We start from the raw sequence: 25,081 nt of genomic DNA on the forward strand, positions 1-25,081 counted from the left end.
CCTTTTCATTAATATTAATAGCTATTGGCGGTTTTATTAAGAAAAGAAATGCATAGAAGGGATAACCATTGAAAATTTCCGTATTAGATAAGAACATAAGCAAAGGGTTTAGAACCAGTGTCGTAAAAGTAAATAAAAGTAAGGAATTTCAAGACTCCTTGGACATGGCCAAAAGAGATCAGCAGCACCAGGAAATTAATAAAATGATTAAAAAGATAAAAGCATCTGGTAATAAATTAAAAAATACCCGCAGTATTGTGGATGTAAGAATTTATAAGCAGCACATCGCCGATTATCTAAATCATGTATTGAACTACTGCTATTCTATATCGCACTCCCGTGGATATCAGGGTCTGCTTTCGAGGGTGGAAATAATTAATCAGAAACTTGAGGAACTAACTCAGGAAATATTGAACGAACAGAAGCAAAATATTGTCATAGCCGGTAAGATAGATGAAATAACCGGGTTATTAATAGATTTTCACACTTAAAAAAAGCAATATAAATAGTATTCAACAGTTATTTTCCGGTTAAAAATGCATGCCCGTGTTTATTTACACGGGCATCGATAATAGTATTAAATAATATCCCTTGGAAAATCCTTATTACCCTAATTTTGACCGCTGGATATTACCTTAAAATATTGGCTGCTATTACCATCCGCTGCACTTCGCTGGTTCCTTCATAAATCTCGGTTATTTTAGCATCCCGCATCATGCGCTCCACCGGGTACTCCCTTGTATAACCGTAACCGCCAAATATTTGAACTGCCTTGGTGGTAACAGCCATGGCGGTTTCCGAGGCAAACAGCTTGGCCATGGCTGCTTCCTTGCTATAAGGCAATTTGCTGTCTTTTAAATATGCAGCCCGGTAAATCAGCAAGCGCGCAGCTTCAATACCGGTTGCCATATCCGCAAGCATCCATTGTATACCTTGGTTAGCGGAAATAGGTTTATTAAACTGTTCCCGTATCTTGCTGTATTTTATTGCCTCCTCATAAGCTCCCTGTGCAATACCAAGGGCCTGGGCCGCTATGCCTATACGTCCGCCGTCCAAGGTCATCATAATTATTTTAAAGCCCGCCCCCTCTTGACCAAGTAAATTGGCTTTGGGAATACGGCAGTTCTCAAACACCAGCTCATAGGTAGCCGAACCCCGAATACCCATTTTATGTTCCTTTTTACCGAAAGAAAAGCCGGGCGTTCCTTTTTCAACAATAAAGGCCGACAGTCCCTTGTGTTTTTTTGATTTATCAGTGGCGGCTATAATTACATAGATATCGGCGACATAACCATTGGTGATAAATATTTTGCTGCCGTTTAAAATATATTCATCACCGTCCGTAACAGCAGTTGTCTTAGTGGCACCCGCGTCGGACCCGGCGGCTGGTTCGGTTAGGCCCATAGCACCTATACTTTCACCGCTTGCCAGAGGTTTTAAGAATTTTTCCTTTTGCTCCTCAGTACCAAAAGCGTAAATAGGCCAGGCGCAAAGGGAGGTATGGGCTGAAACAAGCACCCCGCTGGACGCGCAGACGCGGCTTAGTTCTTCTACCGCAATGGCATAGCTCAGGTTATCCATTCCGGCACCTTCATACTCTTCGGGATACGGTATGCCCGAAAGCCCCATCTCCGCCATATTCCTCCATAAGGCGTAGTCGTATTCTTCCTTCTCATCCATTTCAGCAGCCTTGGGGGCTATCTCATTTTCAGCAAAGTCCCGTACCGTTTTACGCATTAATTCCTGTTCTTCATTTAATTTAAAAATCACTTCAATTCCTCCTTTGCTTTTGTGATACATATTTTTACAACTATATCAACCGCATTTGACGCGCTGCTGAACGTAATTCCGAGCGGAAATCCGGGTGAGCAATGGATATCATCGCCAACGCCCTTTCCCTGGCTGTTTTACCACGAAGTTTAGCTACGCCGTATTCGGTAACAATATGATCAACATCATTTTTAGAGCAACTTACCACCGCCCCTTGCTTCAAAACCGGCACTATCTTAGAAATTGTCCCCTGTTTGGCTGTGGAATTTAGAGCGATAAAACCTTTACCGCCGGGAGAGCAAAGACAGCCCCGGGCAAAGTCCGCCTGTCCGCCGGTGGCGCTATACTGCTTTGGGCCTATGGTTTCTGAAGCGCACTGACCCAGTAAATCTACCTCAAGAGTAGCATTAATAGAAACCATTTTGCAGTTTTGGCCGATTACGTATGGATCATTTACATAAGATACCGGATACAGCTCAACCATAGGATTATCATTTAAAAAATCGTAAAGCCGCCTGGTGCCGGCCGCAAAGCTGCCAATTATCTTACCCGGATGCAGCGTTTTTTTCCTGCCTGTCACCGTGCCACGCTCAACCAGGTCAACCATCCCATCTGTAATCATTTCGGTATGAATACCCAGATTCCTTTTATTGCTCAGCGCCATGGCCACGGCATTCGGCATGCCCCCGATGCCCAGTTGAATAGTGGAGCCATTCTCAACCATTTCTGCAATGTACGATCCAATTATCTGATCTGTTTCTGTAATGGGCGGTATGGGAATTTCCGGAACAGCAACCTTGCTTTCTATAACATAGTCCACCTCTGAGATATGAATAAGACTGTCTCCACGAGTCCGGGGCATATTGGGGTTAACCTCAAGAATCATTATTCGGGCCTGTGCCGCCGCGGTTGAAGTATAATCCACAGAAAGCCCCAGGCTAAAATATCCTCGCTGATCCATGGGTGAAACCGTTCCCATAAACACATCCACCTGGATATAATTTCTGAAAAGCTCCGGATAATCATGAAAATTACCGGGCATAAAGTCAGCCAGTCCTTCATTAACGGCCCGGCGGCTTGGCTCGCTTGTAAACCATGATACATGCCGAAAGCTATCAGCCATGTCCGGCTCCAAATAAGCCGCTTTTCTTAACGGCAGCATCTGGTGAACTTTAACGTTTTCAACTTCACCCTTCCGGCCCGCCATAGCATCTACCAGAGACACCGGTTCCCCACAGCCCAGGGAGAGTACAATATTATCTCCGGATTTGATCAGTTGTACCGCTTGCTCCGCGGTAACCAGTTTATTTTTATATAAATCCCACACTGTTTTGCGGCCACTGGGATAAATATATAATCTTTGCCCCGTATCACTACCGATCAATTCCCTGGTTAATTCTAATGGCATGTTTGACTTCCCCCTTTGTCAATCAATTATGATTAATTAAACTAAAGGCAAAATAAGCAAAAGTCATACCATGCTCTTTTTTTAGTAAACTACCCCCGGTTTATCCATACTTTATTTATACTGTACATCTTTAAGTGATCACGCCGTAGACATTAAAAATTCAAAGGCTGCCCCCAAAAGGGAGCAACCTTTGAAAAATACCGTTCGTGTCTACTTCGTGGATATTGTAAACTAAGTAAGCAAATAATATTAGCTATCCATTAATTTTGTAACGCTTCATCTTTTTATAAAGACCGGCTCTGGAAATTCCAAGGCTTAATGCCGCCTGTATTTTATTACCGCCGCTGTTGGTCAGGGCCTCAAGTATGGCTTCTCTCTCAATTTCTTCAATTAATTGCGGCAGGCTGCCCTGATTAAGCCTGCTCCTTTTTTCTATATTTTGCAGGTACATGGGAAGGTGCTCTTTTTTTATCTTGTTATCATCCAGCACGTTGAAAGCCCTTTCCACAACATTCTCCAACTCCCTGATATTGCCGGGCCAGCGATAATTGCGCAGTATGGACGTAACTTCGGGATCAATGCCTTCCACCCTGCACCCAAACTGTCTATTATATTTTTCTATAAAATATTGCAGCAGCAACTCCAGGTCGTCCATCCTTTTACGCAAAGGCGGTATGTTTAAAGTTACTACGTTTATCCGGTAATATAAATCCTCCCTGAATTCATTATTGGCGATCATTTCCTCCAAGTTGCGATTTGTGGCGGCAATAATTCTCACATCTACATGGCGTGGCTTAGTATCGCCAAGTCTTTCTATTTCCTTTTCCTGCAGCACCCGCAGCAGCTTGGACTGCATTTTAATTGACATATCCCCTATTTCATCAAGAAATATAACCCCCCTATGGGCAAGCTCAAATTTACCAATCTGCCCGCCTTTTTTGGCGCCGGTAAAAGCCCCTTCCCGGTAGCCAAAAAGTTCGGATTCCAAAAGGCTTTCCGGCACTGCGGCACAATTTACCTTGATAAAGGGGCCCCGGTTGCGCCTGCTCTCCGTGTACATGGCATGAGCAAAAAGTTCTTTGCCTGTGCCGCTTTCTCCCCGTATGAGCAGGGTAGATTGGCTGTTGACCACTTTCCTGGCGGTTTCCTTTAGAGCCACAAAGGCTTGATTCTCACCGATAATTTGATCAAAGGTAAATTTATCCCGCTGAACCCGGTTCAGCTCGTCCTTGTAAAAATCAAGCTGACTGCGCAAGCTTTGTATTTTCTCCGACAGTGCATATAGATCGGAAATCTTTTTAAAAACCACGGTTCCCAGAGCGCCCACTATCCTGCCGTTTTTCTTTATCGGAACCCGGTTGGCAATAATAGTTTGGCCGTTTAAATTGGCTACATATCCATATTCGGCCTCGCCGGTCTCCATTGCCCTAGGGAATAATGGGTTGCCGTAAACCTCTTTAACATGCCTGCCGATAATCTCTTCCACCTTTTTATTAAAGAAACTGGCAAATGCCTGGTTGGTCATGGTAATGATATAGTCCCTGTTTACCGCTACAATACCATCACTGGAAAGCTCAAGGATATTACTTAATGTTTCCTGCAGCTCTTTAATGTTCTCATTTCTGGCAGTTAACTCATTAACAATATTCTGTATATCCGTAACATCCTGAAAAATCGCCACCGCGCCAACAATTTCCCCATCCACTATAATGGGATTGCGGTTAGTTAAATAAGTGCCTTTTTTTAAGGACATCCTGCGACCGGTCTGAGGTTTTCCATCTGCTAAAACATCCAACAGCCCGGTAGTGGGAAAAAACTCTTTAACATGCCTGCCCAGTATTTGCTCCGCAGGCTGTCCGAGGAATTTTTCCACCTGGCAATTGCAATAAAAAATTTTACCTGATGGCTCAACGGCTATAACTGCATTGCTGGCGGAATTCAAGATATCTCTAAGACCTATTTTTCTGCCGGTTTTAATGATAACCATCCTCCAAATACGCATAACTTTTTGTCGAGTTTAAACCATTATAACACCTCATTAACAAATAAGGACCTTATAATAAGCGGTTATCGTTTGTTGTTAATGGCAATATACCCCTCCAAAAAGCAAAAACCGGACTTTACCGGTGCAGATTTTTTTAACGTAGTCGTGCATGGCATATCCGTCCCGGCTTTAGTATCTACCTTATCAACCATCCGTAATCTTGCCTGCAATACACAATATAATCAACGTACACTATTTGATCTTTAATCTGATACAAAATCAAATACCAGTTTTCCACGAACATTTTATGATATTTATTGGGCGGGATAAATTCAGCCTCGAAAAATGGATAACGCTCCGGCATTTGATGTAGGGAACACATGGCGTTCATCAGATTGTTTTTCACTTTGCGGGCGGCGGAAGGACTTTTCTGCAGCAAAAAACGGACATGGCCCGCCAGCATCTGACGGGCACGGTCGGAAACGGTCACCTTATATTGAAGCTTTTTCATGCTCCACCTCGTTAATGATGCTTTCCAGATAGCCGTCCAGTTCTTCCAATGTTGTTCCGACACGACCAGCCAAACGGTCTTCCTCAACGGCCAGCAGCTCTTCCCGCAGCTTCAGCATTTTTTCACGACGGGTAAACGCCTCTATATCCATGACCACGAGATCGCCCTCACCGTTTTTAGTAAGATACACCGGTTCTCCGGTGGATTTGCATAAGGCTGCTATCTCATTATAGTTCTGCCGGATGCTTGCGGATGGTTTAATCTGCATAACACCAACCCCTTATAGCAAAATTCTGACCATATTATATTTCTATTATACTACGAAACTCGGCTGCAGCCAAGTAACCATCCGGAATTTCCAAAGTGAAACCGGTTATCTTGTTTGTTGTTAATGGCAATATACCCCTCCAAAAAGCAAAAACCGGACTTTACCGATTTAATATAGATCATGATCATCAGGGGTATTAAAACCATATGACCAGGTCCGACCCAATAGTTTTACCCCAGGATCTGTTGATGTGCAGTGCAAACTGGACAATGAACCTTGAAACAACTACAATATATAACCGCCCGATAATTATCTATTGACTATCTATAGATAAAAATTGCATAAAATAATTGTTTTCAAAGGTATAGTTACAGTAGCCTGAAGTTTGATATAGTTAAAGATATAGGATTTCTAGCTGCTATAAGGAGTCAATAATATTAATGCAATATTTTAAACAAGGAAGCACAAAACACCTGATACTTATAGTAGACGATGAACCGGATCTGCTTAGCGGTCTGAATAGTATCTTAACTGCTGCCAATTTTAGAGTAGTCACCGCCAGGGACGGCGGAGAAGCCCTGTCTATTTTCAGGTCGGAAATACCCGATCTTGTTATCTTGGATCTCATGCTTCCTGTTATGGATGGCTTGGAGGTTTGTCGGGAATTGCGAAAAACCTCTGATGTACCAATCATTATGCTGACTGCCCGGGACGATAGCCTTGACAAAATTTTAGGACTGGAATTCGGCGCCGATGACTATGTGACAAAGCCCTTTAATGGACGGGAGTTGGTGGCACGCATCAGATCAATACTGCGTCGCACCAACAGACAATACCGGGGCCCTTCCATATTAGTGGGCAATGGAAGGGTTCGCATTAATCTTAACGAGCAAACCGTTGTTGTAGACAGCCGGCAAATTAACCTAACTCCCACAGAGTTTGATTTAATTACCCAGTTAGCTCGTCACCCCGGGCAGGTTTTTTCACGCAGCAGTCTGCTGGAAATTGTCTGGGGCTACGATTTTCCAGGTGATTTGCGAACAGTAGATGTGCATGTGAGGAGATTGCGCCGGAAAATAGAGGCAGACCCGGCTAATCCAACGATCATTTTGACAAGGTTTGGTGTAGGCTATGTTTTGGCCAAGTAGGAAATTTAATCTAAATAGCCTGCGCTGGCGTTTGGCCCTTAGCTACGCTATTATATCCATAGTCGTTACCGCTCTTCTGACGGGCATGGCGGTGCGGACTTCTATTAATAAATCAATGGCTTCACAAAAAGAGAAAGCTATTTCCTCAATAGCAGGAATTGAAGCAGCATTTTCCGACTCTCTGATATCTTCATTAGACCCCGCCCAAACAGCTAGACAGCTTGGGTTATCTGCCGGCGGGCGGATTTTATGGCTGGGGCCGGACGATCGGGTTAGGGTGGATAGCTATGGTGACACCAGTTTAAGTGGCCGATCTCTCACTCTACCGCCTCAACTAAAGAATGCTAAAACTGCCAACGCTCAAATTTTTGATACGGGGAAAACGTGGGCAGCCTACACAACAGCACCTTTAAGCATCACTGACAAACCATTGGGCCGCCTATTACTTATACAAGATCTTTCAACACTACGACAGGAGTATACCCAGTTACAACAGCGGCTTTGGCTGCTTGGCGGATTATTTTCAATTTTACTGGCGGCTTTAGGATTGCTTCTGGCCAACTCTATGTCGAGACCACTGGAAGACCTTACCCAGGCCATAGAACGGGTTAAGGCAGGAGAATTAAATCAATCGGTACCCGTAACCGGAAGCCTAGAGACTATAGCTTTAGCAGCGGCCTTTAATAACATGGCCGCCCGGATTGCCGGCTTGGACGAGCAAAGACGTGCCTTTATAGCTGATGCCGCACATGAATTGCGCACTCCTCTGGCCTCTCTACAGGCTCTGGCCGAAGGAATGAATCAGAGTTCCGCACCTAGACCAAAGGAACTTGCTGCTTTTGTCCGGCAAACTAAACGGCTTAGCCGTTTAGTTTGCAGTCTGCTGCTTCTGGCGAGACTAGATAACCCGGAGTTGCAAATAACGAAAGTACCAGTTATGGTTGCCGGCCTGATAGAGGAAGCTATTTGGGTAATAAAACCTCTGGCGGCGGAACGGCAAATTAAATTATGCATTGAAACCTCAAAGGAAATCTTAATTGCAGGTGACCCCGACTGGTTACATCGGGCTCTGGTAAATGTCCTTAGCAATGCTGTTTACTACACTCCGGCCGGCGGTCTTATTCACTTAAGAACAGGGGTAGAACAAGACTTGGCTTACATCATTATTAAAGATTCGGGACCAGGAGTGTCACCCGATGTGTTAGCTCAACTGGGAACAAGGTTTTACCGCCCAGCCACCGCCAGAGAGAGAAGTTCCGGCGGCACGGGCCTTGGTCTGTCCATTGCCAAGGAAATACTAACTCTACATAAAGGCCGATTGGAATTTGCCTCGCCCCCTGATCAGGGACTTATTGTTAGCATGCTTATCCCGGTGCTGCCCTCAGAGATACTAGATTCCGATTCTGTAACAACTTTGTAACATCTCGTAACAGGATTGTAAAATCATAGTGTTATAACTGAGGTAAGGAGGTTGATGCAAGATGAAAATTAATCGTTTTGTCCGCCCCGCCATGCAAGGAATAGTAATAGGCGGACTCATTACCGCGGTGCTTTGGCTAAACCAACCTATACACCTGCCCTATTTCAATCAACTGGAAGCAACGGCCCAGGCACAATCCCAAGACACCGAACAAACCCCCACTTTAAGGGAACAACCTGAAGTAAATAGCGCCGCCTTCAAGGGGCAGGGCAAGCTTGCCTTTATATCAAAAGGTTTGCTCTATGTCCTTGACGGCAGTACCTCAAAGGTAAAACAACTTACGGAATTCGGCAGTGCTCTGGAGCCCACTTGGTCTCATGACGGCGAATGGTTGGCTTTTAAACTTATAACCGATAAAAGCGCTATGACCGGACCACTGTGGCTGGTTCGCAAGGACGGTACCCGGGCCCACCAGGTGCAAGGATTACCCGGAACAGTTATGACAGGGAAATTTGACTGGTCCCCCGCTTCTAACCTACTGGCCGTGAGCACGGAAGATGGTTTATGGTTGGTGCCGACGGAGGGCAAGCCCCACCGGCTTATTGCTAAACAGGGCGGTTATCCGACTTTCAGCTGGTCGCCCGATGGTAAGGCTTTAGCCTATAATGATACACTTCCTTATAAGGTGTACCATGCCGCTGATGATGTACTTTTAACTGTGGATATTAAGGGTGGACAACCGGTTAAACACTTGCAAACTTCCGGAGCGGGTATAACACTGGCCGGTTGGCAGCCGGACGGTAAGGGACTTCTTTATTGGGTGAATCCCAGTCGTGGGGCTTCCGCCGCAACCGATGGCCTGGAGCTATGGAGCCTCCAACTGGCCGAGTCAAAGTCCAGCCCCCTTACAACAGGTTTACCCAATAAAGAATGGCAGTCCTTTTCACCTCAGGGACAACTTCTGACAGTGGAAGGCAGCGATCGTATTGTCTGGGCTAACAAAAGCATTGCTGTAGTCGATCCGCGGACCGGTCGGCTGCAACATATAGCAAGCCCCGACGGTTGTGTTGCCATTGATCCTGACTTCTCACCCGACGGTAAAAATATAGCCTATGTTGCCGCCAAAAATCTGGGCAGAGATGTTTGGGGCTTTGATAAAACGGATGATCTTGATGCTTGGGTAAATTCGCGGACCCTTTATATAGCCAATGCCGACGGCTCTAATGCCCGTGCCCTGCCAACAGCGGGACAGGGTATCTATCAACCTGCCTGGTCCAAAGATGGACGCCATATTTTATTTATCAAGGATAACGCTCTTTGGAGTATCAATATAGAGGGCGGAAACCCCGAAAAAATATTTGAGCCGGTCTCTGAGCAAAAAGATCAGTTCGGTTTTTATGGCTTTACATCATACCAGGATACTTTTTCCTGGTTTAAAGGTTAATATCTAACAAGGGAGATCTACATAAAAAATTAGCCTTAGCACTGTGTTGCCGGTCACTATTCAACCGACAGCAGAACCAACGGAAATCGATGGCTCTCGCTAGGAGGACAAAGCTCTACGAGAGAGCAAACTGAGCGCCTAACGGGGTTCTGCCGGGGATAGCGAAGGGGTGACCTAGTTTGCCTGCCCCTCCGCTATCCCTGGCATCTATCCCGGAGGAGAACAAAAGCGTAAAACTCAATTACTTGTTTTTTACATGGCCGTCTCTGATTCTATCTTATCACCAAAGTATATGGTAAATGGGAGATGCAATTTTTCTAATATTTAACTGGCATAGTCTACTTTTTGGCTGTCTCAACAGTGGCCAGTTAAATATTTTTTTCAGTGCATCGTCTGTTGGATAGGCAGTTTAGTTTTGGTTACCTTTTCAGTAGTTGCCTGTGATAACCCTTAATGATAGTGGTAGTATAAATCATTTTGTTGCAACAGCAATATTAAAAAATGATCACTATCTTAATATCATCGGGTGTGACCCTTTTAAGGGCTAGCTAGGCAATCAATGCAACATCATGGCCTGAACGAAGTGAAAGCTAGTGCGCAGGTCAAGTATTAAGCACTTATAGGGCTGGGTCAAGACCACCCCTTTTAGAAGTGGTCTTAACTCTGTCTCAACCTTATACTTTCTAAATATTAGATTTTAGCACTTTAAAACTTTAAAGAAGCATACACTTGAGCATTGCCAATATAGGATTTCTCCAAAATATATCTTCTGCCATCTGGTGTAGGGACTTTTTTGGGCCATTCTTCTCTTGTAACGTTGTTCCCATTAGTAAAACTAACCCAGGTATTGGCACTGTTTTTATATTTCATTTCGGATGCAAATACTTGATTATGCTTTACACTGTTCCTGCCGCCCTGTAATGCCCGAAAGCTGATGGTGTTGCCTGTCCAGAAGTTGCCATATATAATGACCATATCATGAAGAAAGGAAAGACGCCCCTTTTTTTGGTGTACTGCTGCAGCAACAGCAATACCAGGGGCGCCACCACGTATGGTCATTTTAACAGAATATGAGCTAATTGAAAACCTTGAAAAAAGTGTTTTTTGTAAAGAGCGCGGAGCAGATTCCCTGTCCCTGTTGTAACGGGCCACTGGATGTCATCGGCAGCCGGCAACGCAAGTACATAAATGGCCTTGGCGATCAGATCGTGCTCATCATTCGCCGGCTCCGTTGTGAACACTGCCGTCGGATCCATCACGAACTTCCGGATATACTCGTCCCGTACAAACGCCACAGCAGAAAAAGCATTGAGGCGGTCATAGCCGGAGACACCGCACTGACCGTCACCGCTGACGAATCCACATTAGGCCGTTGGCGCAGTTGGTTTAGTGAAATGTATTATCACTTCCTGGGTTGCCTGGCCTCCATCGCTACCTTACTCGGTAACCAATCTGTGAAAGAATCGTCCTGTCTTTCCCAGTCTGCGCTCACAAGGATTTGGGACTATGTTGGCAACGCCACCGGCTGGCTGGCCAGAGTTGTCCGATCAGTGGCAAACACAAATTGTTGGGTACATACCCGTTCTGCATTCCCGTCCTGACGGTCAGGATATAAACTCATGCTAAGCCTAAAAATTAGGGGGTTTTAGCATGAAAGACCAACAAAAGGCCGAAGAGATTGCCGCTCAGCGGATGCAACTACTATCCCCGCTGCTAGCGGACGGGCTTGATGCGGCCAAAATCAGGGAAATTAAGAAAGATATCTGCCAGCAGACCGGACTATCCGAGCGTACGCTGCGCAGATACCTGGCCCAGTACCGGGCAGTCGGCTTTAGGGGACTAAAACCTAAAGGCAAAGGCCGGCAAACCGAAGAAGCTATACCATCAAATATCCTAACTCAGGCCATCCTGTTGCGTCGTGAGGTGCCCGGTCGCAGCATCGCTCAGATCATTCAGATTATGGAATGGGAAGGGCTGATCCAGGAAGGGCGGATTAAACGCAGCACCCTGCAGGAGAAGTTGGCCGAGAAAGGCTACAGCACAAGACAGATGCGCATGTACTCCGACAGCGGCGTGGCGGCTCGGCGATTCCAAAAGAAGCACCGCAACCAGCTCGTACATTCCGACATCAAATACGGCCCCTACCTGCCAATCGGCAAGGATGGCGCTAAAAAGCAGGTCTACCTGGTCACCTTCATCGACGATGCCACCCGCTTTGTGCTGCACGGCGAGTTCTACCCGACGCTGGATCAGGTCATTGTAGAAGATTGCTTCCGTAAAGCGATTCACAAATACGGAGTTCCCGAAGCGGTATATTTCGACAACGGTAGCCAGTATCGCACTAAATGGATGCATCGCACCTGCAGCAAATTAGGCACCCGGCTAGTATTTGCAAAACCGTACTCTCCGGAGGCAACCGGTAAAGTAGAAAGGTTTAACCGGGTGGTGGACGCCTTCTTAGGCGAGGCCAAACTGGAAAAACCACAATCGCTGGACAAGTTAAATGAGCTGTTTTGGGTCTGGCTGGAGGAGTGCTACCACAACAAGCCGCATTCCGGGCTAGATGGTAGCGCCAGCCCGCATGCTGCCTACCGCAGTGACAACAAGGCACTAAGGTATTTGGATCCACAAACCATCGCTAACGCCTTTTTGCACTGTGAAAAACGGAAAGTGGACAAGGCTGGCTGCATCAGCTTTAACGGCAATAAGTACGAAGTCGGGCTGCCGTTTATCGGGTGTAAAGTGCAAGTCATCTACGACCCCGCTAACATCACTGAACTGACTATTGAATATGAAGGGCACGCACCCTGGACAGCTAGGCAGTTAGTAATCGGCCAGCGAGCCGGGAAACGCCCCCCGCTGCCGGAACACCTGCAGCCCAAGCCCGCCGAATCGTCGCGACTCCTGGCTGCAGCCGCCCTGAAAAACCAGCAGCGTAAAGAGCAGCAGGCTCCAGCCATTTCTTTTAGAGCCGTGAACAAGGAGGATAACAGTCATGTTTGAATCCTTCTACGGCCTGTCTAAAACACCGTTCTCCCGGGACATCCCAACGGATCAGTTGTACCAATCGCTGATGCTAGATGAGACACTGGGCCGATTGGAATATGCCGCCCGTAGGCAACTTTTCGCCGTGGTTACCGGTGACTGCGGTACCGGTAAAACAACCACCATCCGCCTGTTCAAGGCCTCTTTAAATCCGGCCATGTTCATGGTGATGTATCTGGCGGACTCCAAACTTACCCCCCGGCATTTCTACAAGGGCCTATTGGAACAGCTAGGCTGTGAAGCCAAGTTTTATCGCGGCGACGCCAAGCGCCAGTTGCACCGGGAAGTCGAACTCATGCGCGGTATTCAGCAACTGCAGCCGGTTGTTATCGTAGACGAAGCGCATCTTTTGGACAAAGAAATGCTGGAAGAGGTACGATTCTTGTTGAACTTTAAAATGGATGCCCAAAGTCCTATGGCCCTGATCTTGGTGGGTCAGAGCGAACTGTGGGATAAGTTCCAGCTTCAAGCGTACGCCGCCATCCGCCAACGGATCGACCTGCAGTGTAAACTGCCGCACCTGGACCGTTCCCAAGTCGGGGAATATATTAATCGGCACCTGGCTTATGCCGGCGCCGAACACGATATCTTTTCAGATAATGCGGTTGATCAGGTGTTCCGGTATTCCAGCGGTGCAGTCAGGCTTGTTAACAAAGTCTGCACCCATTGCTTGCTCTATGGAGCTCAAAACGGTCGTCGGATTATTGATGATCACATGGTGAAGTTGGTTATCCAGGGAGAATTGTTATAATTCTCCCTTCCCCGGGCCGGTGGGCACTAAGTCCGTCAATTCACGGACAACTAACACCGTCTATTGCTGGACGTTACAGATCGTCAGTAACATTACACTCCAAATCGCTAACGGAACAGCAACTCCAGTTGATTGATAAGACGCAATAATTAAACGAGCTTCGTTGCTATAACTGCCACTTGGTAAAGTATTGTTAAAAGTCCTAACCGGGCTGTCATTTACTTTAAAAACTACTTTGTCCTGACTATCTCTTTCTATAGATATTTTTACGGTAGTTCCATCAGCATATAAACTACCATATTTCGGAACTCCTTCTCCGTTAGAGAAAACACGCCATTTTAACACGCCGTTTTGTTTCCAACCATCTTGATCTTTACAGGATAAGCCACATTCATAGGTACCAATGCCAACATAAAAATTAATATAGTCCCATATTAATGGTAACGTTTTAGCAGGACTGCCACTTGGTAGAGTTATTTTTGCTTGAAAACCTTTATCGGCAAGATTACCTGTTTTAATTTTAACTAATTTAGCATACTCAGTAGTCTCACTCATTTACCGCATCTCCTTTTTATTTCTATTTAGCCGGCTATGTATAATAAAGACAAAAAAATGGTTGAAATGTAAACGTTGGTCACCAAAAAAAAATTAAGCCCGTTTACATCCGAGCTTAATTTAAGAGAAGTTACCATATTTGAAGTTATGTGCGAAACTCATATATCATTTAGCATACGGCTTGAACATCCGTTTTATGGAGTCAGCTTTTCATGGCTCTGGCTTGTTAAACTGACTTTGTAACGCCCAGTGTTATTTCTTTTCTCTTTAAAGTCGCTAGTACCTAAACTATAAAAACCGGAAATATAAATACCATCATCTTTAATTTGCCAATTATCCCTTTCAGCCGTAAAACTACCAATGGGCCCTTCCTTCAAGATGCAACCATAAACATATCCCTTTACGCCTATATATTCACTACTATAATCTTGTAGACTTAATTTCAGCAAATTACTGTGTTCATCTACAGCAAACCACTGGTCGATTCCCGGACCACTAACTAAAATATACATATAATCATTGGTAAACTTTATATCAAAAATTGCTTCAGAATAAATTAGCTTTAGTTTTCCATCTTTAAACAAATAAATGTAATCATAAGGGGCTCCTTCTGGCTCATTATGGAAGACCAAGTATTCTTTTCCTGAAATATTGTACCAATGACATGGGGCACCTTCATACGGATTATAACTTTTAAAATGATATTCACTAATACCACTACCCCAATTTTTCAAATACAGTTCTCCATCATTCTTATAATAAACAAGTAAGATGTTGTCTGCATATAAGATTTTTTTACCTTCAATAACCCAGGAAAATAGCGTATAATAGCTATTATAATCATAATTTTCAATCCATTCAGGAGAGCCGGCTATAATAATTAGGTTATAATCTTGAATATAACTCACCGATTTTCCTAAAGCTTCACCAATAGCCCGCAAAGGTAAACAAGTACGGCCACTGTAGGTTTTAGCTGCTACGTCTAACTCTTTTTTGGCCCCATTAACATACATGTTCTTGCTGCCTAAGAAAAGTTCTAATTTTTGACTATTTAGCATTACAGTAACCTTATTATCTTGCGAAGTCCAATCCACCTTAGCGCCGAAAGCTTCGCCAATTGTGCGCAGTGGAGCCATGGTACGGCCATATTCAACAAATGGCTTATCTCCACTGGCCTCATTACCGTTTACAAAGAATCTCTCTTGTCCTATCTCCATAATGATAATACCGGTAAAATCTTCTTTCGATAAATTCATGTTGTAATCAAAGAGGGAAGCTGCATGCGCAATAGGTGAAAAGATAGCAAATAAGCCCCAAAAAGCAATGAACATAAAACCCATATATTTCCCCACCATATCCTTCTCCTCTACTATTTTTTTCAACTTTAACATAAAAGACTAAAATAAAATATTTAATTGATAATTATAGCCAACTAATTCAATATGTTGACGTAGCGGAATGTAATGATTGAGTTTCCAACAAATTACCAGAAGCATTATAAACTTTAGCGGTAGCACATACCTGATAGGTGCCTCTAGCAACGTAATAATCCTCTTCTATATCGGCGATGGAGACCCCGGTCGCTGACGCAGACCATGTCTTAATTGTGCTCCAGCCACTGCCGGTAGACTTTTGCAATTTGACAGTCAGCTTTGTTGTGTGCGAACTATTGTAAGCTGAAGCAAGCCCCATGCAGGTGGCTTTTCCCGACGAATTGATAGATAAGCCTGGACTTAACAATGAAATGTACGTGAATTGAGGAGTTATTAACTCTTGGGTCTTTACTTCTTTTGTCCCGTCAACCGCATAAGCAGGGATGATGGAAAAGACAGCCATAAGGACAAAAATACCCATGCAAATAGATCTTTTCATAAAATAAGAACCTCCCTTAATAATCTTCAATTATCTTTAAATACCTTCGTTTTTCTTAGTTTTTCAATTTGTGCTTGGAGAGCTCGTCTCTTGTTATTTACATCAATGTGTAATTCTGGATGATGGCGTGTGACCTTCACCAAGGCCGCGTGTTTTTTGTATTGTGGCCAGTGGGATTCCACACCATCTCCCGGCAGCAAACCTCCCATGTCTTCCTGGGTCTCCGCCCGAAATTCCTTCGTCCTGCCTATCCAAGAGGTGGAACGTCAGTCATGCTCCTTAACCGGGTCTTTGCCCTAATGGAAAAATTCAACCTGACTGTCCCGGCTCTCCGTTCTCAAGGTGCGTTATAAAGCATGTGGATAATGTTTGGGTCATTCACATCATCGTCTGGATGGGCTGCGGCACTCTCCACTCGGCGATGATGTGCTTATGTTGTTTCTATGTTTTGTTAGGATGTCTCTACGTCTTTATGCGGCTGTTTTCACCGACTGTTGAATATCGCCCATCATCTTCTCCGGATTGTAATCAACGCCCTTGCTGAGAATGGCGTAGAATACACGGATGAGTTTTCCACAGAGGGCAACAATGGATTGCATCTTGTTTAGCGGGTTCTTTTCCCTGGTCAGGTTGCGGTGGTGCAGTTCCCTAAACTCCGGATTCTTGCCCAGGATGGCGATCATGGTCATGAACAGCCCATGTCGTAACCGCTTCCGTCCCCGGTGACTGATGGTGGTCTTTCCTTTGTGCTTGCCGGAACTGTTCTCTACCAGGTTGAAGCCGGCCAGCTTTTGTATCTGCCGTGGGTCTTCGAACCTGTGGATATCACCGGTTTCACCGACAAAGGTTGTGGCTGTAACCAAACCAACTCCCTTGATGCCCAAGAGTTTGACTGCGTTCGGAACTTGAAGCAACAGTTCCAATATCAGTTGTTCCAAGCGTTCAAGCTGTACACAGTACAATTCGTACTCAGCAAGCAGGTTCTGCAAGCTGGCTTCTGAAGCTACATGGCCGTTGGTTCTGCCAATGCTGTTGGTTGCAGCTTTTACCAGCGCTTGTGCTCTTTTTATGCCCACAGAGCGCTTTACAACTGTCCTCCAGGTGGCCAGTATTTTGTCCGCGCCGGCTTCCAAAACCTTGGCTGGTGTAGAATATATCCGAAGCGTCAGAAGCGCCGTTTTTCCTGTCCATTTCTTGAATACACCGTCAAACTCTGGAAACCGGATATCCAGCCAGCGAACAACCCTGTTGTGGATAGCAGTTAGCTGCTTTTGCAGCCGCTCTCTTTCATCCACCGCTTCCCGTAGTTCTTGATAGATCTTGTCCGGGATGTACACCTCCCGGTAACGCCCGTCTTTCACCAGCATGGCGATTGTCTTCGGGTCCTTGCGGTCATTCTTGGTGGGGCTGTTGTCATCCAGTTCCTTGGTGCGTTTGACATGGAATGGGTTGACTATGGCCAGTTTATGGCCTTGGCGCTTGAGATGGTCACCCAATGAAAACCAGTAATGTCCAGTGGGCTCAAAGCCGGCGATGATTTCCGACTTTCCTTGCTGCTTGCAAATGTCCTGCATCCATCGGTCCAGGAGTTTAAATCCTTCCGCCGTGTTGCTGAATTTCAGCAGCTTACCCAGTTCAATCCCTCTGTAATCAAAGGCTCTGGCGTAGTGGGTTTCTTTCCCAATGTCGATTCCGACTACCAAGGTTTCAATTCTGATTTGCATAATCTTCTCGTTTTGTGTACGCTTCATGTAGAGGCGCCTCCTCAATTTTGGTTTTGTGCCTTCTTTTGCGGGATTAGCACATTACCATTGTATTGATGGGCGTCTCTTTTTTCAAAGGTCGTTTTTAATGATTACAGGAATGCTCCTTTTAAATGTCTTTCAATAATAAAGACAACCAAGAAGGTTTTTTGCAACAAGATTTCTTTCCTTATTTATATTTTTCCTTCGTTAAATTTATATATTTCACTCCTCCGGCCACCTTTATCGCCGTATCTTTTTCCGTCTGTGCCCAAATCATAAACATACGGTTACTTATTCCTGAAATAGTTATAACCAGGAAGTGTTTCACTATAAGCGTTCTCTCATACCCCGTTGATACTTATTATTTTTAAAATTAGAAGAAATGTAACCATTGAAGTCATTTTTTATCTGTACCATCAATCTTTAAGAGAATGTCTTTGAGCTTTTGCGGAAACGGTATCTCCATTCTTGCGGCGTTTTCGAGTATGCTAATACCTTCATTGGATAGATAAAACATGATAAGCATTGTTCTTAGAAAACTGCCTGAACCAATTATATATTGGTCAATTATATTTCCTAGTGCAACCAAGGCAAATATCAATACCTTTTTGGAGATACCTTTAAATCCGATATTACTTGAAACTCTTTTCTCGTAGATTGCCAACAGCAAGCCGGTTAAATAATCAATCGCCATAAACGCAACCAGCGCATAAATTAGAGAGTCAACTTCCCCTATTATAGATCCTAAAATACATCCTAAAAGAACAATTATTATTTTAAAATTGTTTACAAACGTATCCATTTTAGCTCACCCTATGCAAGTTTTTTTCAAACCATTTTTTTAATTTTTGTAAAGCTCGTTTTTCCGTCTGGTTGACTGCTTGTCTACTAATTTTATAAATACCTGCAGTCTCCGTCACTGTATAGCCCAACAGATAGACCATCTTGACGATGGATAATTCCGATTCAGTCAGCACATGATCAATACCCGTCAATTCTAGTTTTAAATATGAGTCAGTGGTAGCCAATGCAGCTTCGGCATAATATAGTTCGCTATCGCTAAGAGCCGAATACGGCACAAAATCCTGAACTCTTTTCATGGCCAGCAACCTTTTTATATAGTTACTGCGAATAGAAGTACACATATAAGAAATAAGGATTCCCTCACTCGTATCGCGCATACAATCAATCCGAATATTATTGAGAAACTCGATGAAATCAAAAAGGAGATCATTATAAGCATCATCATAATAAAGCTTATAAGCATACTTTTTTAATAATGGATCGAATTTTCCAATTAGTCTTAAAGTAGCACTGCTATCACCTGTTTGTGATTGGACAACCAGATCCTTAGTCATTAGGCACACCACCCTTCGACTGCTAAAGAGATGGAATGCCAAACTTTGTAAACCCTAAAAATTAATTTTCCAACATCAATTTCACCTTCTTCAATAAAAAAGGAACAGGAATCGCAGCAATTTAACTGCTTTCCTGCCCTTTTACACTCTTTGAGATATAATATTTTTACGTTAGGAAACGCAATTTATTGCCAGCAAATAGCATACCGTTCATCCCATATATTTACTTTAATGACTCAATAATGAGTTATTTACATTTTTATCTTTTCTTATATCTATATAAGACAATCCAAGAATTAATTTGCAACATTTCCTTTTATACTTTTCTACTTTTCCTCCGCTTTACACAGAAAAATAAAAAAATAAGTCTTCCCCAAACAGGGAAAAGACACAGAAGTTGTTCACCATAATAAAGAGAAAGAAGAAAGCATATTGTAAACAAAAAATTTAAAAAACTTTTTAAATAGGTGTTGCAAAAAGCCTCATTGGTTGTCTTTTAATAGTAAAAGTACAATGTCCAATTTTAAGCACATATGGCTAATAAGCGCAGGGCTTGATAAATTGCTTGAAAACAATCTTTTTATTCAACAGAAGAAATATATTAACTAGGCTTTTACAATCTTTGGGCAAATACAAAACGTTGGCAATATTTAACTATAATTAGTTTTATTGGCGGTTCTCAATCGGTAGAATGAATTACCCGCAAGTTTAAAGAAATTCCAGGAAATGAGGGGATCTACATGGTGTAACGCAAAGTAAAGTAAACGAAACTGATATTTCTAAATATATAGTACACATTTTAGCAATAAAGCAGTAAAAAGTCGGGATTTACTATTATGCATAAATATGGTATAACTTAAAAATAATTATCAGGTGCGTTACTGCAAAATAGCAAAGCTCTTTGCTAAATATAACAATGCTACTAGGGGACTTATTTTATAGAAATTACCAAAAATAATATAGGAAAAATTTAAAAGCAATCTAGAAAATATAAATTGAGGAGAGATAATAGCACATGACATTAACATCTAAGCCAAATTTACGAAGATTTATGGTTTTAATACCAATATTCTTATTAATGATAACATTTGGGGTAATAATGGGATGCACAGACACAGAAACACCATCAGAACAGAATTCTGAAAGTATTCAAATACTTTCAGGAGCAATAGATGTTGAAGGTAAAGGTATTAGCATAACATTTACAGATAATGAATCCAATAAAAACGATATGCGCTATATTGTTCACGATGAAGACATTATAGCAGTTGTAAACCAATTAAACGCTGCAGGAGCAGAAGTTATTTCTATCAATGATGAATGGTTGATTTCCACAAGCAAAATAAAAGCAAATGGAATGTCGATTAAAGTAAATAACAATGATTATAACAGTCCCTTTATTATCAAAGCTATAGGAGATCCTGATGCTCTAAGTGATGCATTAAAAGCAGACAAAAGCTATGTTGGTTTATTACGCAATGATGTGGGGGTAAAAATAGAAAAGGAAGACAAATTGTTAATACCCAAATATAAAGAAAACATATATTTTCGGTTTGCCAAGCCAGTAAAAAATTAAAGAATTCGTTGGTTTTTGTGGGAATATAATTAAAAATCTCCTTCCTGACTAAGAGCCAGGAAGGAGATTTTTTAGTTTGTTTCGGCAACCACCGGGTAAGGTAGCTAAACCGGTAGTATCAAAAACGAATGAGTGACCAACCTATTGGAAGAGACCGATCTAGATATTCTGTTATTATCTGTCCATCAGATAACTTTCCAATAATATCATAATTTGTCCCGGGCCCCGACCGAACATTTAAATAACTTTCAGGGTCTTCCAGCGTAACAGTTACAGGCCACTCCGAACCTCTATTAGCTGGTCCTTCGTAAAGTAAATATCTTGAAGCAGCGTAACCTCTCATAATGCAACACTCCTTTCTTTAAAATCTAATTGAGAATTTTTAACCGGTTATTTTCTTCTCACTGAATAAAGACAACTTTTAGGCTTAAATGTAAACCCTCTTAAATAAAAACTTTTTATGAAGATAGTTCCTAATTAAATAACACCCATTTATTTCACAGAATAAAAAAACCTCCGAGCCATCAATTCACAATGATACTGGAGGCTTTATTGGGCTATTAATTTCAAGATTAATAAGACTATATTTTCCCCCTTCGTTAATCTATATATTCCACCCCTTCGGCCACCTTTATCGCCGTGTCCTTTCCCGTCTGTGCCCGAATCACAAACATACGGTTATTCATTCCCCAGATGATTGTAACCAGGGAGTCTTTGACTACAAGCGTTCCCTCATGCCCGTTGATATCTACCGTTTCAAAGATGGAAGCATTCTCCGTATCCAGCGCAGGCTTGCTGCCTTCGCTTAATTCCGTATAAGTGATAAAAGAACCCTGCTGATTTTTGAATTCGATTTTTCTTAAAAGTTTACCGTTGGAAATAGCACTGACTTTAAATCCGGCCGGTATATAGGTCGGGATATAAGCTTTATGGCAGTTTATAATTAAACTGCCACTATCCGAACCGTTGTCCTTTAATTCAAGGGACGTATATTCCGGTTGGATATCCATCAATAAATTCAATACCCTGACTTTCAATGCTTCTACGCTCGTCACGGCAATAGACGATAGAACAATCACAATCAGCATGGCTACAGCAAATCTGTTTAAGGCCTTAAAAATACGTTGTGTTCTGGCATAAGTCAGCGGCTTTTTTAAATGAGCGTCCAGTTGTTGGCTAAACCTTTTGAATGCTTCTGCGGAAGGCAGGAATTCCACGGCATTTTTTAGCTTCTCTTTTTCTTCCAAAAAAAGTTTTCCTTCTTTTTCCGCAACGTCGTGCATAATCAATTTAAACAGACTATCTTCATATTCCTCATAAAGTTTTTTTCGAATTTGTTCCGGGTTGTTCTTCGGCACGCATACTCATCTCCTTATCCATGAGTTTTTGGGCTTCTCTTCGGGCCCTTGTCGAATATTGCCGCACACTGCCGGGAACTATCCCGAAAGTTTCTGATATTTCCGCATCAGTCATTCCCAATATGTATTTAAAATACAATAGATCTTTCTGCTTTTTCGGAAGCCTTAATATGGCATTCCTTATTTCTTCCATCTCTTCCTGATGAATAATCCTATCTTCCGTGGTGTTTTCAAGGCTGGGAACCTTCCCGGCCAGATCCATATCTTCTCCATAATACGCATGTTTTTTCTGTACATCTCTGCGTTTTACAAAGTTAATTGCCACGCTCCTGGAAGTATAGACAACGTAAGCAGCTATCTTGCAACTGTCTAGAGTCCGAATTAAAGATATCTTTTCAATTAATTTCATGAAAGTATCGTTAATTAAATCTTCCACATTGTCCGCATCATGGGTAATATTATAAACAGTCTTTCTTACAATACCATAATAATCTCGATATAAGTTCAGCATAAAAGCCTTGTCATCTTCGCCTACTATTGCGGCTATTATCATCATGATCACTTGCATCACACCCTTTGTTATTGATTATACAGGCATTTAGAGAGTAATTGGCGACAATAAACAAAACATCTTCAGTGAGCTAAAGTATGACTTGATAAAAAAATTATAGAAAAATTTAGAAATGAGTGTTGCAAATGTTTTTTTAGATTGTCTATATAGATAAGAAAGCTTTAAAGGAAAATATTGCATATCAAAAATATACCTGAATCCAATTTGATTTTAGACAACAATTATCACAATACCATCGGCTTGGATGTGCCGCAGCTCCGTTCGAGCAGATGCTTCTTGAACTGCAGAGGAAAAAGAAGTTAACTTGGTTTTAATCAAAAGCCAATATGGTTTTTGATTAAAATAATAGAATCGAAGGAGAGGTGATTCATTTAAAACAAAAAGTCTAGATTCTACCATATTAATAAGACCCAATATAGTAATGCAATCACACTTATTTCTTCGCGCTCCTCCCGATCTCGTCAATTGCCAGGTTCAGTTAAATCGTATATCCGGAACAAGAAGATGCAGGAAATTTTCATGACAACTACAAATTTTAATCCATCTAAAAATAAAAAAATTACGAAAAATTAGGAGGGCTTAAAAATGGGAACTCCAGCAACTGAATATGCAAAAGTTATTCGTTGGTGCGCCCCAAGCACTGTGTATGGAATTAAAACAACGATTACGCTTCCGACTCAAGCTTCGATTGGCGGCTCCAACGGCAACGGCTTTATTAACTTTTACCTTGCAGTAATCGGTTCGAGTACAGGCTATGAGTGCGGTCTTTCTACTTACAAATCCAAAGCAGATGAGGATAAATGGCATTGGTTTTGGAACACTGGCTCCGCCAATGACGGAGGCAGTTACAATATCGCAGGTAGTGCAGCTGTGCCGGTTGAACTTTCAATCAATGCCTCAAAGACACTGAATTTCAAAGTGAACGGCACAGTGGTCAAAACCTTTGTTGGGGCTACGGGAACGTTTAGTTCTTTAACATCGGCACGGCTTATTATCGCTGCCTGTGATCAAGACTTTGGCTCCAATGTTCCAAGTCCTCTTCCAAACTGGAATACGCTGCATTATCAAGTGACATGCAGCAATATCCAATATCGGAACAGCAGCGGGACCTGGGTTACCATTTCCGGAAGTCCTGACCCCACGGAATTCTGGCCAACGCCAAGTGCCAGTCATCCCCATACCGGAACACCGGCCGATTACACGCGCTCAGTCTCGACCGGGAAAATCATTGCCTCCCTTAAACGTTAAATTTATTAAAAAAAGCCCTGATTTCCAGGGCTTTTTTTGATAAATTTCAATTTGTGATCCGTTACATATTTGCCGGTAGTTTTAGGATCAAATCGGAGTATATCTTCATACTGCCTGTAACTCGCCCTAATTCTCCATAATTGGCAATTGTTTTGTCTCCTATCCTTCCAAAACAAACAGAACCGCGACTAGCGGGAATCCTCGTAATCGTAATATCTCCAGCCGTTTTCACATAAGGTTCCCCCAGGGCGCCATCAAGAATTTGCCCGACAACCTCTGCTTTTCCGTTTTTAATTTCTACAAAGGACTGAACGCGAGAATCCGAAAAAATGTAATTATCCGCTTTCCCTTCAGGGAAAACATAATCCTCACTATCATATGTCTTAGGGTCCTTGAAGCTTAAGATTTCAAAGTTTGCTGTCAAGGGCAATGAGATAGCCGCTTTGCGCGCAGCTTGCAAATCGTCAGTCTGAGTCAACACGTCAGAATTCATGGTGTAGTCTGCTGATTTAACAAAAACAATATCCCTAAGCGCTTCATATTGAACGTTATAACCCAACGCTTCCGCTACGAAACGTACGGGGACAAAGACACGATTGTTCTGTATTTGAGCCGACACGTCCAGTTGGATTGCAGTCGAATTTTTATAGGCAGTCTTACTGTTGATGGTGACTTTAACAAAGTTGCTGCTTTGATCGGAAATGGTCGCTGTATTTGTCTTACTATCCCAGGTGTAGGTCAGTCCCAGTGAAGAGAGCGCTCTTATTGGAACAAGCAGCCGCCCGCTGCTAAGCACAGGATGGGTATCCGTCTGTACAAATTCCCCGTTAACGTTAATTTCCGCTGGACGGGAAAGAGTATTTACTGCGGCAAACGCAGGGGCTGCAAAATTTTGCATGCCCAGCACTAAAGCTAAGATTAGTATAATCCCTTTTTTCTTCACCGTAGTATCCTCCATTTTCTTTGATAAATTCATGACGTTAAGCATAATTATTACATACTTTGGTAAGTGGGGCGTTCTTTTGAATTAGTGTCCCCTTTTTTAGCAT

Annotated in this window: 27 protein-coding genes and 1 pseudogene; 9 read left to right on the plus strand and 19 right to left on the minus strand. The window is 42.9% G+C overall.

The features are described 5' to 3' along the window. Positions 1–68: 68 nt before the first annotated feature. Positions 69–491 (plus strand): YaaR family protein, encoded by a 423-nt coding sequence (locus tag ABDB91_RS10900; RefSeq protein ID WP_347487728.1) that lies wholly within the window; start codon positions 69–71, stop codon positions 489–491. 139 nt (positions 492–630) lie between these two features. On the opposite strand, the gene ABDB91_RS10905 is transcribed toward ABDB91_RS10900, so the two are convergent. From ABDB91_RS10905 to ABDB91_RS10925, 5 genes are all read right to left on the minus strand, one after another. Further along, positions 631–1,770: an acyl-CoA dehydrogenase gene (locus ABDB91_RS10905; RefSeq protein WP_347487729.1), complete on the minus strand. Its 1,140-nt coding sequence runs from the start codon at positions 1,768–1,770 to the stop codon at positions 631–633. A gap of 40 nt (positions 1,771–1,810) precedes the next feature. Continuing rightward, positions 1,811–3,178: an acetyl-CoA hydrolase/transferase C-terminal domain-containing protein gene (locus ABDB91_RS10910; RefSeq protein ID WP_347487730.1), complete on the minus strand. Its 1,368-nt coding sequence runs from the start codon at positions 3,176–3,178 to the stop codon at positions 1,811–1,813. A gap of 253 nt (positions 3,179–3,431) precedes the next feature. After that, the gene (locus tag ABDB91_RS10915) at positions 3,432–5,165 is read right to left on the minus strand and encodes a sigma 54-interacting transcriptional regulator (protein WP_347487731.1); all 1,734 of its coding nucleotides are present in this window, start codon (positions 5,163–5,165) and stop codon (positions 3,432–3,434) included. A gap of 193 nt (positions 5,166–5,358) precedes the next feature. Next, a complete protein-coding gene (locus ABDB91_RS10920) occupies positions 5,359–5,673 on the minus strand; it encodes a type II toxin-antitoxin system RelE/ParE family toxin (protein WP_347487733.1) in 315 nt (104 codons plus the stop codon). Beyond that, positions 5,654–5,941 (minus strand): type II toxin-antitoxin system prevent-host-death family antitoxin, encoded by a 288-nt coding sequence (locus tag ABDB91_RS10925; RefSeq protein ID WP_347487734.1) that lies wholly within the window; start codon positions 5,939–5,941, stop codon positions 5,654–5,656. The genes ABDB91_RS10920 and ABDB91_RS10925 overlap by 20 nt, the downstream gene beginning before the upstream one ends. A gap of 440 nt (positions 5,942–6,381) precedes the next feature. On the opposite strand from ABDB91_RS10925, the gene ABDB91_RS10930 reads away from it, so the two are divergent. From ABDB91_RS10930 to ABDB91_RS10940, 3 genes are all read left to right on the plus strand, one after another. Then, complete coding sequence (locus tag ABDB91_RS10930; RefSeq protein ID WP_347487736.1) at positions 6,382–7,089, plus strand: response regulator transcription factor; 708 nt, start codon at positions 6,382–6,384, stop codon at positions 7,087–7,089. Then, the gene (locus ABDB91_RS10935) at positions 7,073–8,509 is read left to right on the plus strand and encodes a HAMP domain-containing sensor histidine kinase (protein ID WP_347487737.1); all 1,437 of its coding nucleotides are present in this window, start codon (positions 7,073–7,075) and stop codon (positions 8,507–8,509) included. The genes ABDB91_RS10930 and ABDB91_RS10935 overlap by 17 nt, the downstream gene beginning before the upstream one ends. Before the next feature lie 61 nt (positions 8,510–8,570). After that, positions 8,571–9,953: a biopolymer transporter Tol gene (locus tag ABDB91_RS10940; protein ID WP_347487739.1), complete on the plus strand. Its 1,383-nt coding sequence runs from the start codon at positions 8,571–8,573 to the stop codon at positions 9,951–9,953. Between the two features lie 252 nt (positions 9,954–10,205). On the opposite strand, the pseudogene ABDB91_RS10945 reads toward ABDB91_RS10940, so the two are convergent. The 3 genes and pseudogenes from ABDB91_RS10945 to ABDB91_RS10955 form a co-directional block, all read right to left on the minus strand. Beyond that, positions 10,206–10,432 (minus strand): annotated as a pseudogene (locus ABDB91_RS10945) (IS256 family transposase); the annotation flags it as partial. A 226-nt stretch (positions 10,433–10,658) separates the two neighbouring features. Further along, positions 10,659–11,012: a hypothetical protein gene (locus ABDB91_RS10950; RefSeq protein ID WP_347487740.1), complete on the minus strand. Its 354-nt coding sequence runs from the start codon at positions 11,010–11,012 to the stop codon at positions 10,659–10,661. Continuing rightward, positions 11,009–11,209: a hypothetical protein gene (locus ABDB91_RS10955; RefSeq protein ID WP_347491677.1), complete on the minus strand. Its 201-nt coding sequence runs from the start codon at positions 11,207–11,209 to the stop codon at positions 11,009–11,011. Before ABDB91_RS10955 ends, ABDB91_RS10950 begins: the two co-directional genes overlap by 4 nt. On the opposite strand from ABDB91_RS10955, the gene ABDB91_RS10960 reads away from it, so the two are divergent. From ABDB91_RS10960 to ABDB91_RS10970, 3 genes are read left to right on the plus strand one after another with little or no spacing between them, the layout of a single operon-like run. Further along, the gene (locus ABDB91_RS10960; RefSeq protein ID WP_347491526.1) at positions 11,138–11,554 is read left to right on the plus strand and encodes a DUF6431 domain-containing protein; all 417 of its coding nucleotides are present in this window, start codon (positions 11,138–11,140) and stop codon (positions 11,552–11,554) included. The two genes, ABDB91_RS10955 and ABDB91_RS10960, sit on opposite strands and share 72 nt — an antisense overlap. A 49-nt stretch (positions 11,555–11,603) precedes the next feature. Continuing rightward, positions 11,604–12,956, plus strand: coding sequence for a DDE-type integrase/transposase/recombinase (locus ABDB91_RS10965; RefSeq protein ID WP_347487742.1), 1,353 nt, complete (start codon positions 11,604–11,606; stop codon positions 12,954–12,956). Then, positions 12,949–13,749, plus strand: a complete 801-nt coding sequence (locus ABDB91_RS10970) for an AAA family ATPase (RefSeq protein ID WP_347487743.1) — start codon at positions 12,949–12,951, stop codon at positions 13,747–13,749. The genes ABDB91_RS10965 and ABDB91_RS10970 overlap by 8 nt, the downstream gene beginning before the upstream one ends. A gap of 60 nt (positions 13,750–13,809) precedes the next feature. Here ABDB91_RS10970 and ABDB91_RS10975 read toward each other — a convergent pair whose 3' ends face one another. The 7 genes from ABDB91_RS10975 to ABDB91_RS11005 all read right to left on the minus strand — a co-directional run bounded on the left by ABDB91_RS10975 (position 13,810) and on the right by ABDB91_RS11005 (position 19,279). Next, positions 13,810–14,304: a hypothetical protein gene (locus ABDB91_RS10975; protein WP_347487745.1), complete on the minus strand. Its 495-nt coding sequence runs from the start codon at positions 14,302–14,304 to the stop codon at positions 13,810–13,812. Between the two features lie 194 nt (positions 14,305–14,498). Further along, complete coding sequence (locus ABDB91_RS10980) at positions 14,499–15,659, minus strand: copper amine oxidase N-terminal domain-containing protein (RefSeq protein WP_347487746.1); 1,161 nt, start codon at positions 15,657–15,659, stop codon at positions 14,499–14,501. 82 nt (positions 15,660–15,741) lie between these two features. Next, a complete protein-coding gene (locus ABDB91_RS10985; RefSeq protein ID WP_347487747.1) occupies positions 15,742–16,176 on the minus strand; it encodes a hypothetical protein in 435 nt (144 codons plus the stop codon). 26 nt (positions 16,177–16,202) lie between these two features. After that, positions 16,203–16,385 (minus strand): hypothetical protein, encoded by a 183-nt coding sequence (locus tag ABDB91_RS10990; RefSeq protein ID WP_347487748.1) that lies wholly within the window; start codon positions 16,383–16,385, stop codon positions 16,203–16,205. A 261-nt stretch (positions 16,386–16,646) separates the two neighbouring features. Then, complete coding sequence (locus ABDB91_RS10995) at positions 16,647–17,927, minus strand: IS110 family transposase (protein ID WP_347487749.1); 1,281 nt, start codon at positions 17,925–17,927, stop codon at positions 16,647–16,649. Positions 17,928–18,318: 391 nt separating this feature from the next. Next, complete coding sequence (locus ABDB91_RS11000; RefSeq protein ID WP_347487750.1) at positions 18,319–18,723, minus strand: phage holin family protein; 405 nt, start codon at positions 18,721–18,723, stop codon at positions 18,319–18,321. A 1-nt stretch (position 18,724) separates the two neighbouring features. Then, entirely contained in the window at positions 18,725–19,279 is a 555-nt protein-coding gene (locus ABDB91_RS11005; protein ID WP_347487752.1) for a sigma-70 family RNA polymerase sigma factor, read from the minus strand. A 1,015-nt stretch (positions 19,280–20,294) separates the two neighbouring features. Between ABDB91_RS11005 and ABDB91_RS11010 the strand changes: the two genes are divergently transcribed. Further along, positions 20,295–20,855, plus strand: a complete 561-nt coding sequence (locus tag ABDB91_RS11010; RefSeq protein WP_347487753.1) for a DUF881 domain-containing protein — start codon at positions 20,295–20,297, stop codon at positions 20,853–20,855. 118 nt (positions 20,856–20,973) lie between these two features. Here the strand turns inward: ABDB91_RS11010 and ABDB91_RS11015 are convergent, their stop codons facing one another. The 3 genes from ABDB91_RS11015 to ABDB91_RS11025 form a co-directional block, all read right to left on the minus strand. After that, positions 20,974–21,198, minus strand: coding sequence for an SH3 domain-containing protein (locus ABDB91_RS11015; RefSeq protein ID WP_347487754.1), 225 nt, complete (start codon positions 21,196–21,198; stop codon positions 20,974–20,976). A gap of 256 nt (positions 21,199–21,454) precedes the next feature. Continuing rightward, on the minus strand, positions 21,455–22,213 hold the full coding sequence (locus ABDB91_RS11020; RefSeq protein ID WP_347487756.1) for a DUF4367 domain-containing protein: 759 nt from the start codon (positions 22,211–22,213) through the stop codon (positions 21,455–21,457). Then, positions 22,170–22,769, minus strand: coding sequence for a sigma-70 family RNA polymerase sigma factor (locus ABDB91_RS11025; RefSeq protein WP_347491582.1), 600 nt, complete (start codon positions 22,767–22,769; stop codon positions 22,170–22,172). Before ABDB91_RS11025 ends, ABDB91_RS11020 begins: the two co-directional genes overlap by 44 nt. Positions 22,770–23,369: 600 nt before the next feature. On the opposite strand from ABDB91_RS11025, the gene ABDB91_RS11030 reads away from it, so the two are divergent. Further along, positions 23,370–24,032 carry a hypothetical protein gene (locus tag ABDB91_RS11030; RefSeq protein ID WP_347487758.1) on the plus strand — a complete coding sequence of 221 codons (663 nt, stop codon included), beginning with the start codon at positions 23,370–23,372 and terminating at the stop codon, positions 24,030–24,032. Between the two features lie 61 nt (positions 24,033–24,093). On the opposite strand, the gene ABDB91_RS11035 is transcribed toward ABDB91_RS11030, so the two are convergent. After that, positions 24,094–24,975 carry a copper amine oxidase N-terminal domain-containing protein gene (locus ABDB91_RS11035; RefSeq protein ID WP_347487759.1) on the minus strand — a complete coding sequence of 294 codons (882 nt, stop codon included), beginning with the start codon at positions 24,973–24,975 and terminating at the stop codon, positions 24,094–24,096. Positions 24,976–25,081: the final 106 nt, after the last annotated feature.

This window comes from Desulfoscipio sp. XC116 (assembly GCF_039851975.1).
Classification (GTDB): Bacteria; Bacillota; Desulfotomaculia; order Desulfotomaculales; family Desulfallaceae; genus Sporotomaculum.

Bases quoted from the DNA above. Each gene is read 5' to 3' on its own strand.
- ABDB91_RS10910 (WP_347487730.1), bottom strand. From the start codon at position 3,178: ATGCCATTAGAATTAACCAGGGAATTGATCGGTAGTGATACGGGGCAA.
- ABDB91_RS10915 (WP_347487731.1), bottom strand. From the start codon at position 5,165: ATGGTTATCATTAAAACCGGCAGAAAAATAGGTCTTAGAGATATCTTG.
- ABDB91_RS10920 (WP_347487733.1), bottom strand. From the start codon at position 5,673: ATGAAAAAGCTTCAATATAAGGTGACCGTTTCCGACCGTGCCCGTCAG.
- ABDB91_RS10925 (WP_347487734.1), bottom strand. From the start codon at position 5,941: ATGCAGATTAAACCATCCGCAAGCATCCGGCAGAACTATAATGAGATA.
- ABDB91_RS10930 (WP_347487736.1), top strand. From the start codon at position 6,382: ATGCAATATTTTAAACAAGGAAGCACAAAACACCTGATACTTATAGTA.
- ABDB91_RS10935 (WP_347487737.1), top strand. From the start codon at position 7,073: ATGTTTTGGCCAAGTAGGAAATTTAATCTAAATAGCCTGCGCTGGCGT.
- ABDB91_RS10940 (WP_347487739.1), top strand. From the start codon at position 8,571: ATGAAAATTAATCGTTTTGTCCGCCCCGCCATGCAAGGAATAGTAATA.
- ABDB91_RS10950 (WP_347487740.1), bottom strand. From the start codon at position 11,012: ATGACCATACGTGGTGGCGCCCCTGGTATTGCTGTTGCTGCAGCAGTA.
- ABDB91_RS10955 (WP_347491677.1), bottom strand. From the start codon at position 11,209: ATGGATCCGACGGCAGTGTTCACAACGGAGCCGGCGAATGATGAGCAC.
- ABDB91_RS10965 (WP_347487742.1), top strand. From the start codon at position 11,604: ATGAAAGACCAACAAAAGGCCGAAGAGATTGCCGCTCAGCGGATGCAA.
- ABDB91_RS10970 (WP_347487743.1), top strand. From the start codon at position 12,949: ATGTTTGAATCCTTCTACGGCCTGTCTAAAACACCGTTCTCCCGGGAC.
- ABDB91_RS10975 (WP_347487745.1), bottom strand. From the start codon at position 14,304: ATGAGTGAGACTACTGAGTATGCTAAATTAGTTAAAATTAAAACAGGT.
- ABDB91_RS10980 (WP_347487746.1), bottom strand. From the start codon at position 15,659: ATGGTGGGGAAATATATGGGTTTTATGTTCATTGCTTTTTGGGGCTTA.
- ABDB91_RS10985 (WP_347487747.1), bottom strand. From the start codon at position 16,176: ATGAAAAGATCTATTTGCATGGGTATTTTTGTCCTTATGGCTGTCTTT.
- ABDB91_RS10990 (WP_347487748.1), bottom strand. From the start codon at position 16,385: ATGGGAGGTTTGCTGCCGGGAGATGGTGTGGAATCCCACTGGCCACAA.
- ABDB91_RS10995 (WP_347487749.1), bottom strand. From the start codon at position 17,927: ATGAAGCGTACACAAAACGAGAAGATTATGCAAATCAGAATTGAAACC.
- ABDB91_RS11000 (WP_347487750.1), bottom strand. From the start codon at position 18,723: ATGGATACGTTTGTAAACAATTTTAAAATAATAATTGTTCTTTTAGGA.
- ABDB91_RS11005 (WP_347487752.1), bottom strand. From the start codon at position 19,279: ATGACTAAGGATCTGGTTGTCCAATCACAAACAGGTGATAGCAGTGCT.
- ABDB91_RS11010 (WP_347487753.1), top strand. From the start codon at position 20,295: ATGACATTAACATCTAAGCCAAATTTACGAAGATTTATGGTTTTAATA.
- ABDB91_RS11015 (WP_347487754.1), bottom strand. From the start codon at position 21,198: ATGAGAGGTTACGCTGCTTCAAGATATTTACTTTACGAAGGACCAGCT.
- ABDB91_RS11025 (WP_347491582.1), bottom strand. From the start codon at position 22,769: ATGATGATAATAGCCGCAATAGTAGGCGAAGATGACAAGGCTTTTATG.
- ABDB91_RS11030 (WP_347487758.1), top strand. From the start codon at position 23,370: ATGGGAACTCCAGCAACTGAATATGCAAAAGTTATTCGTTGGTGCGCC.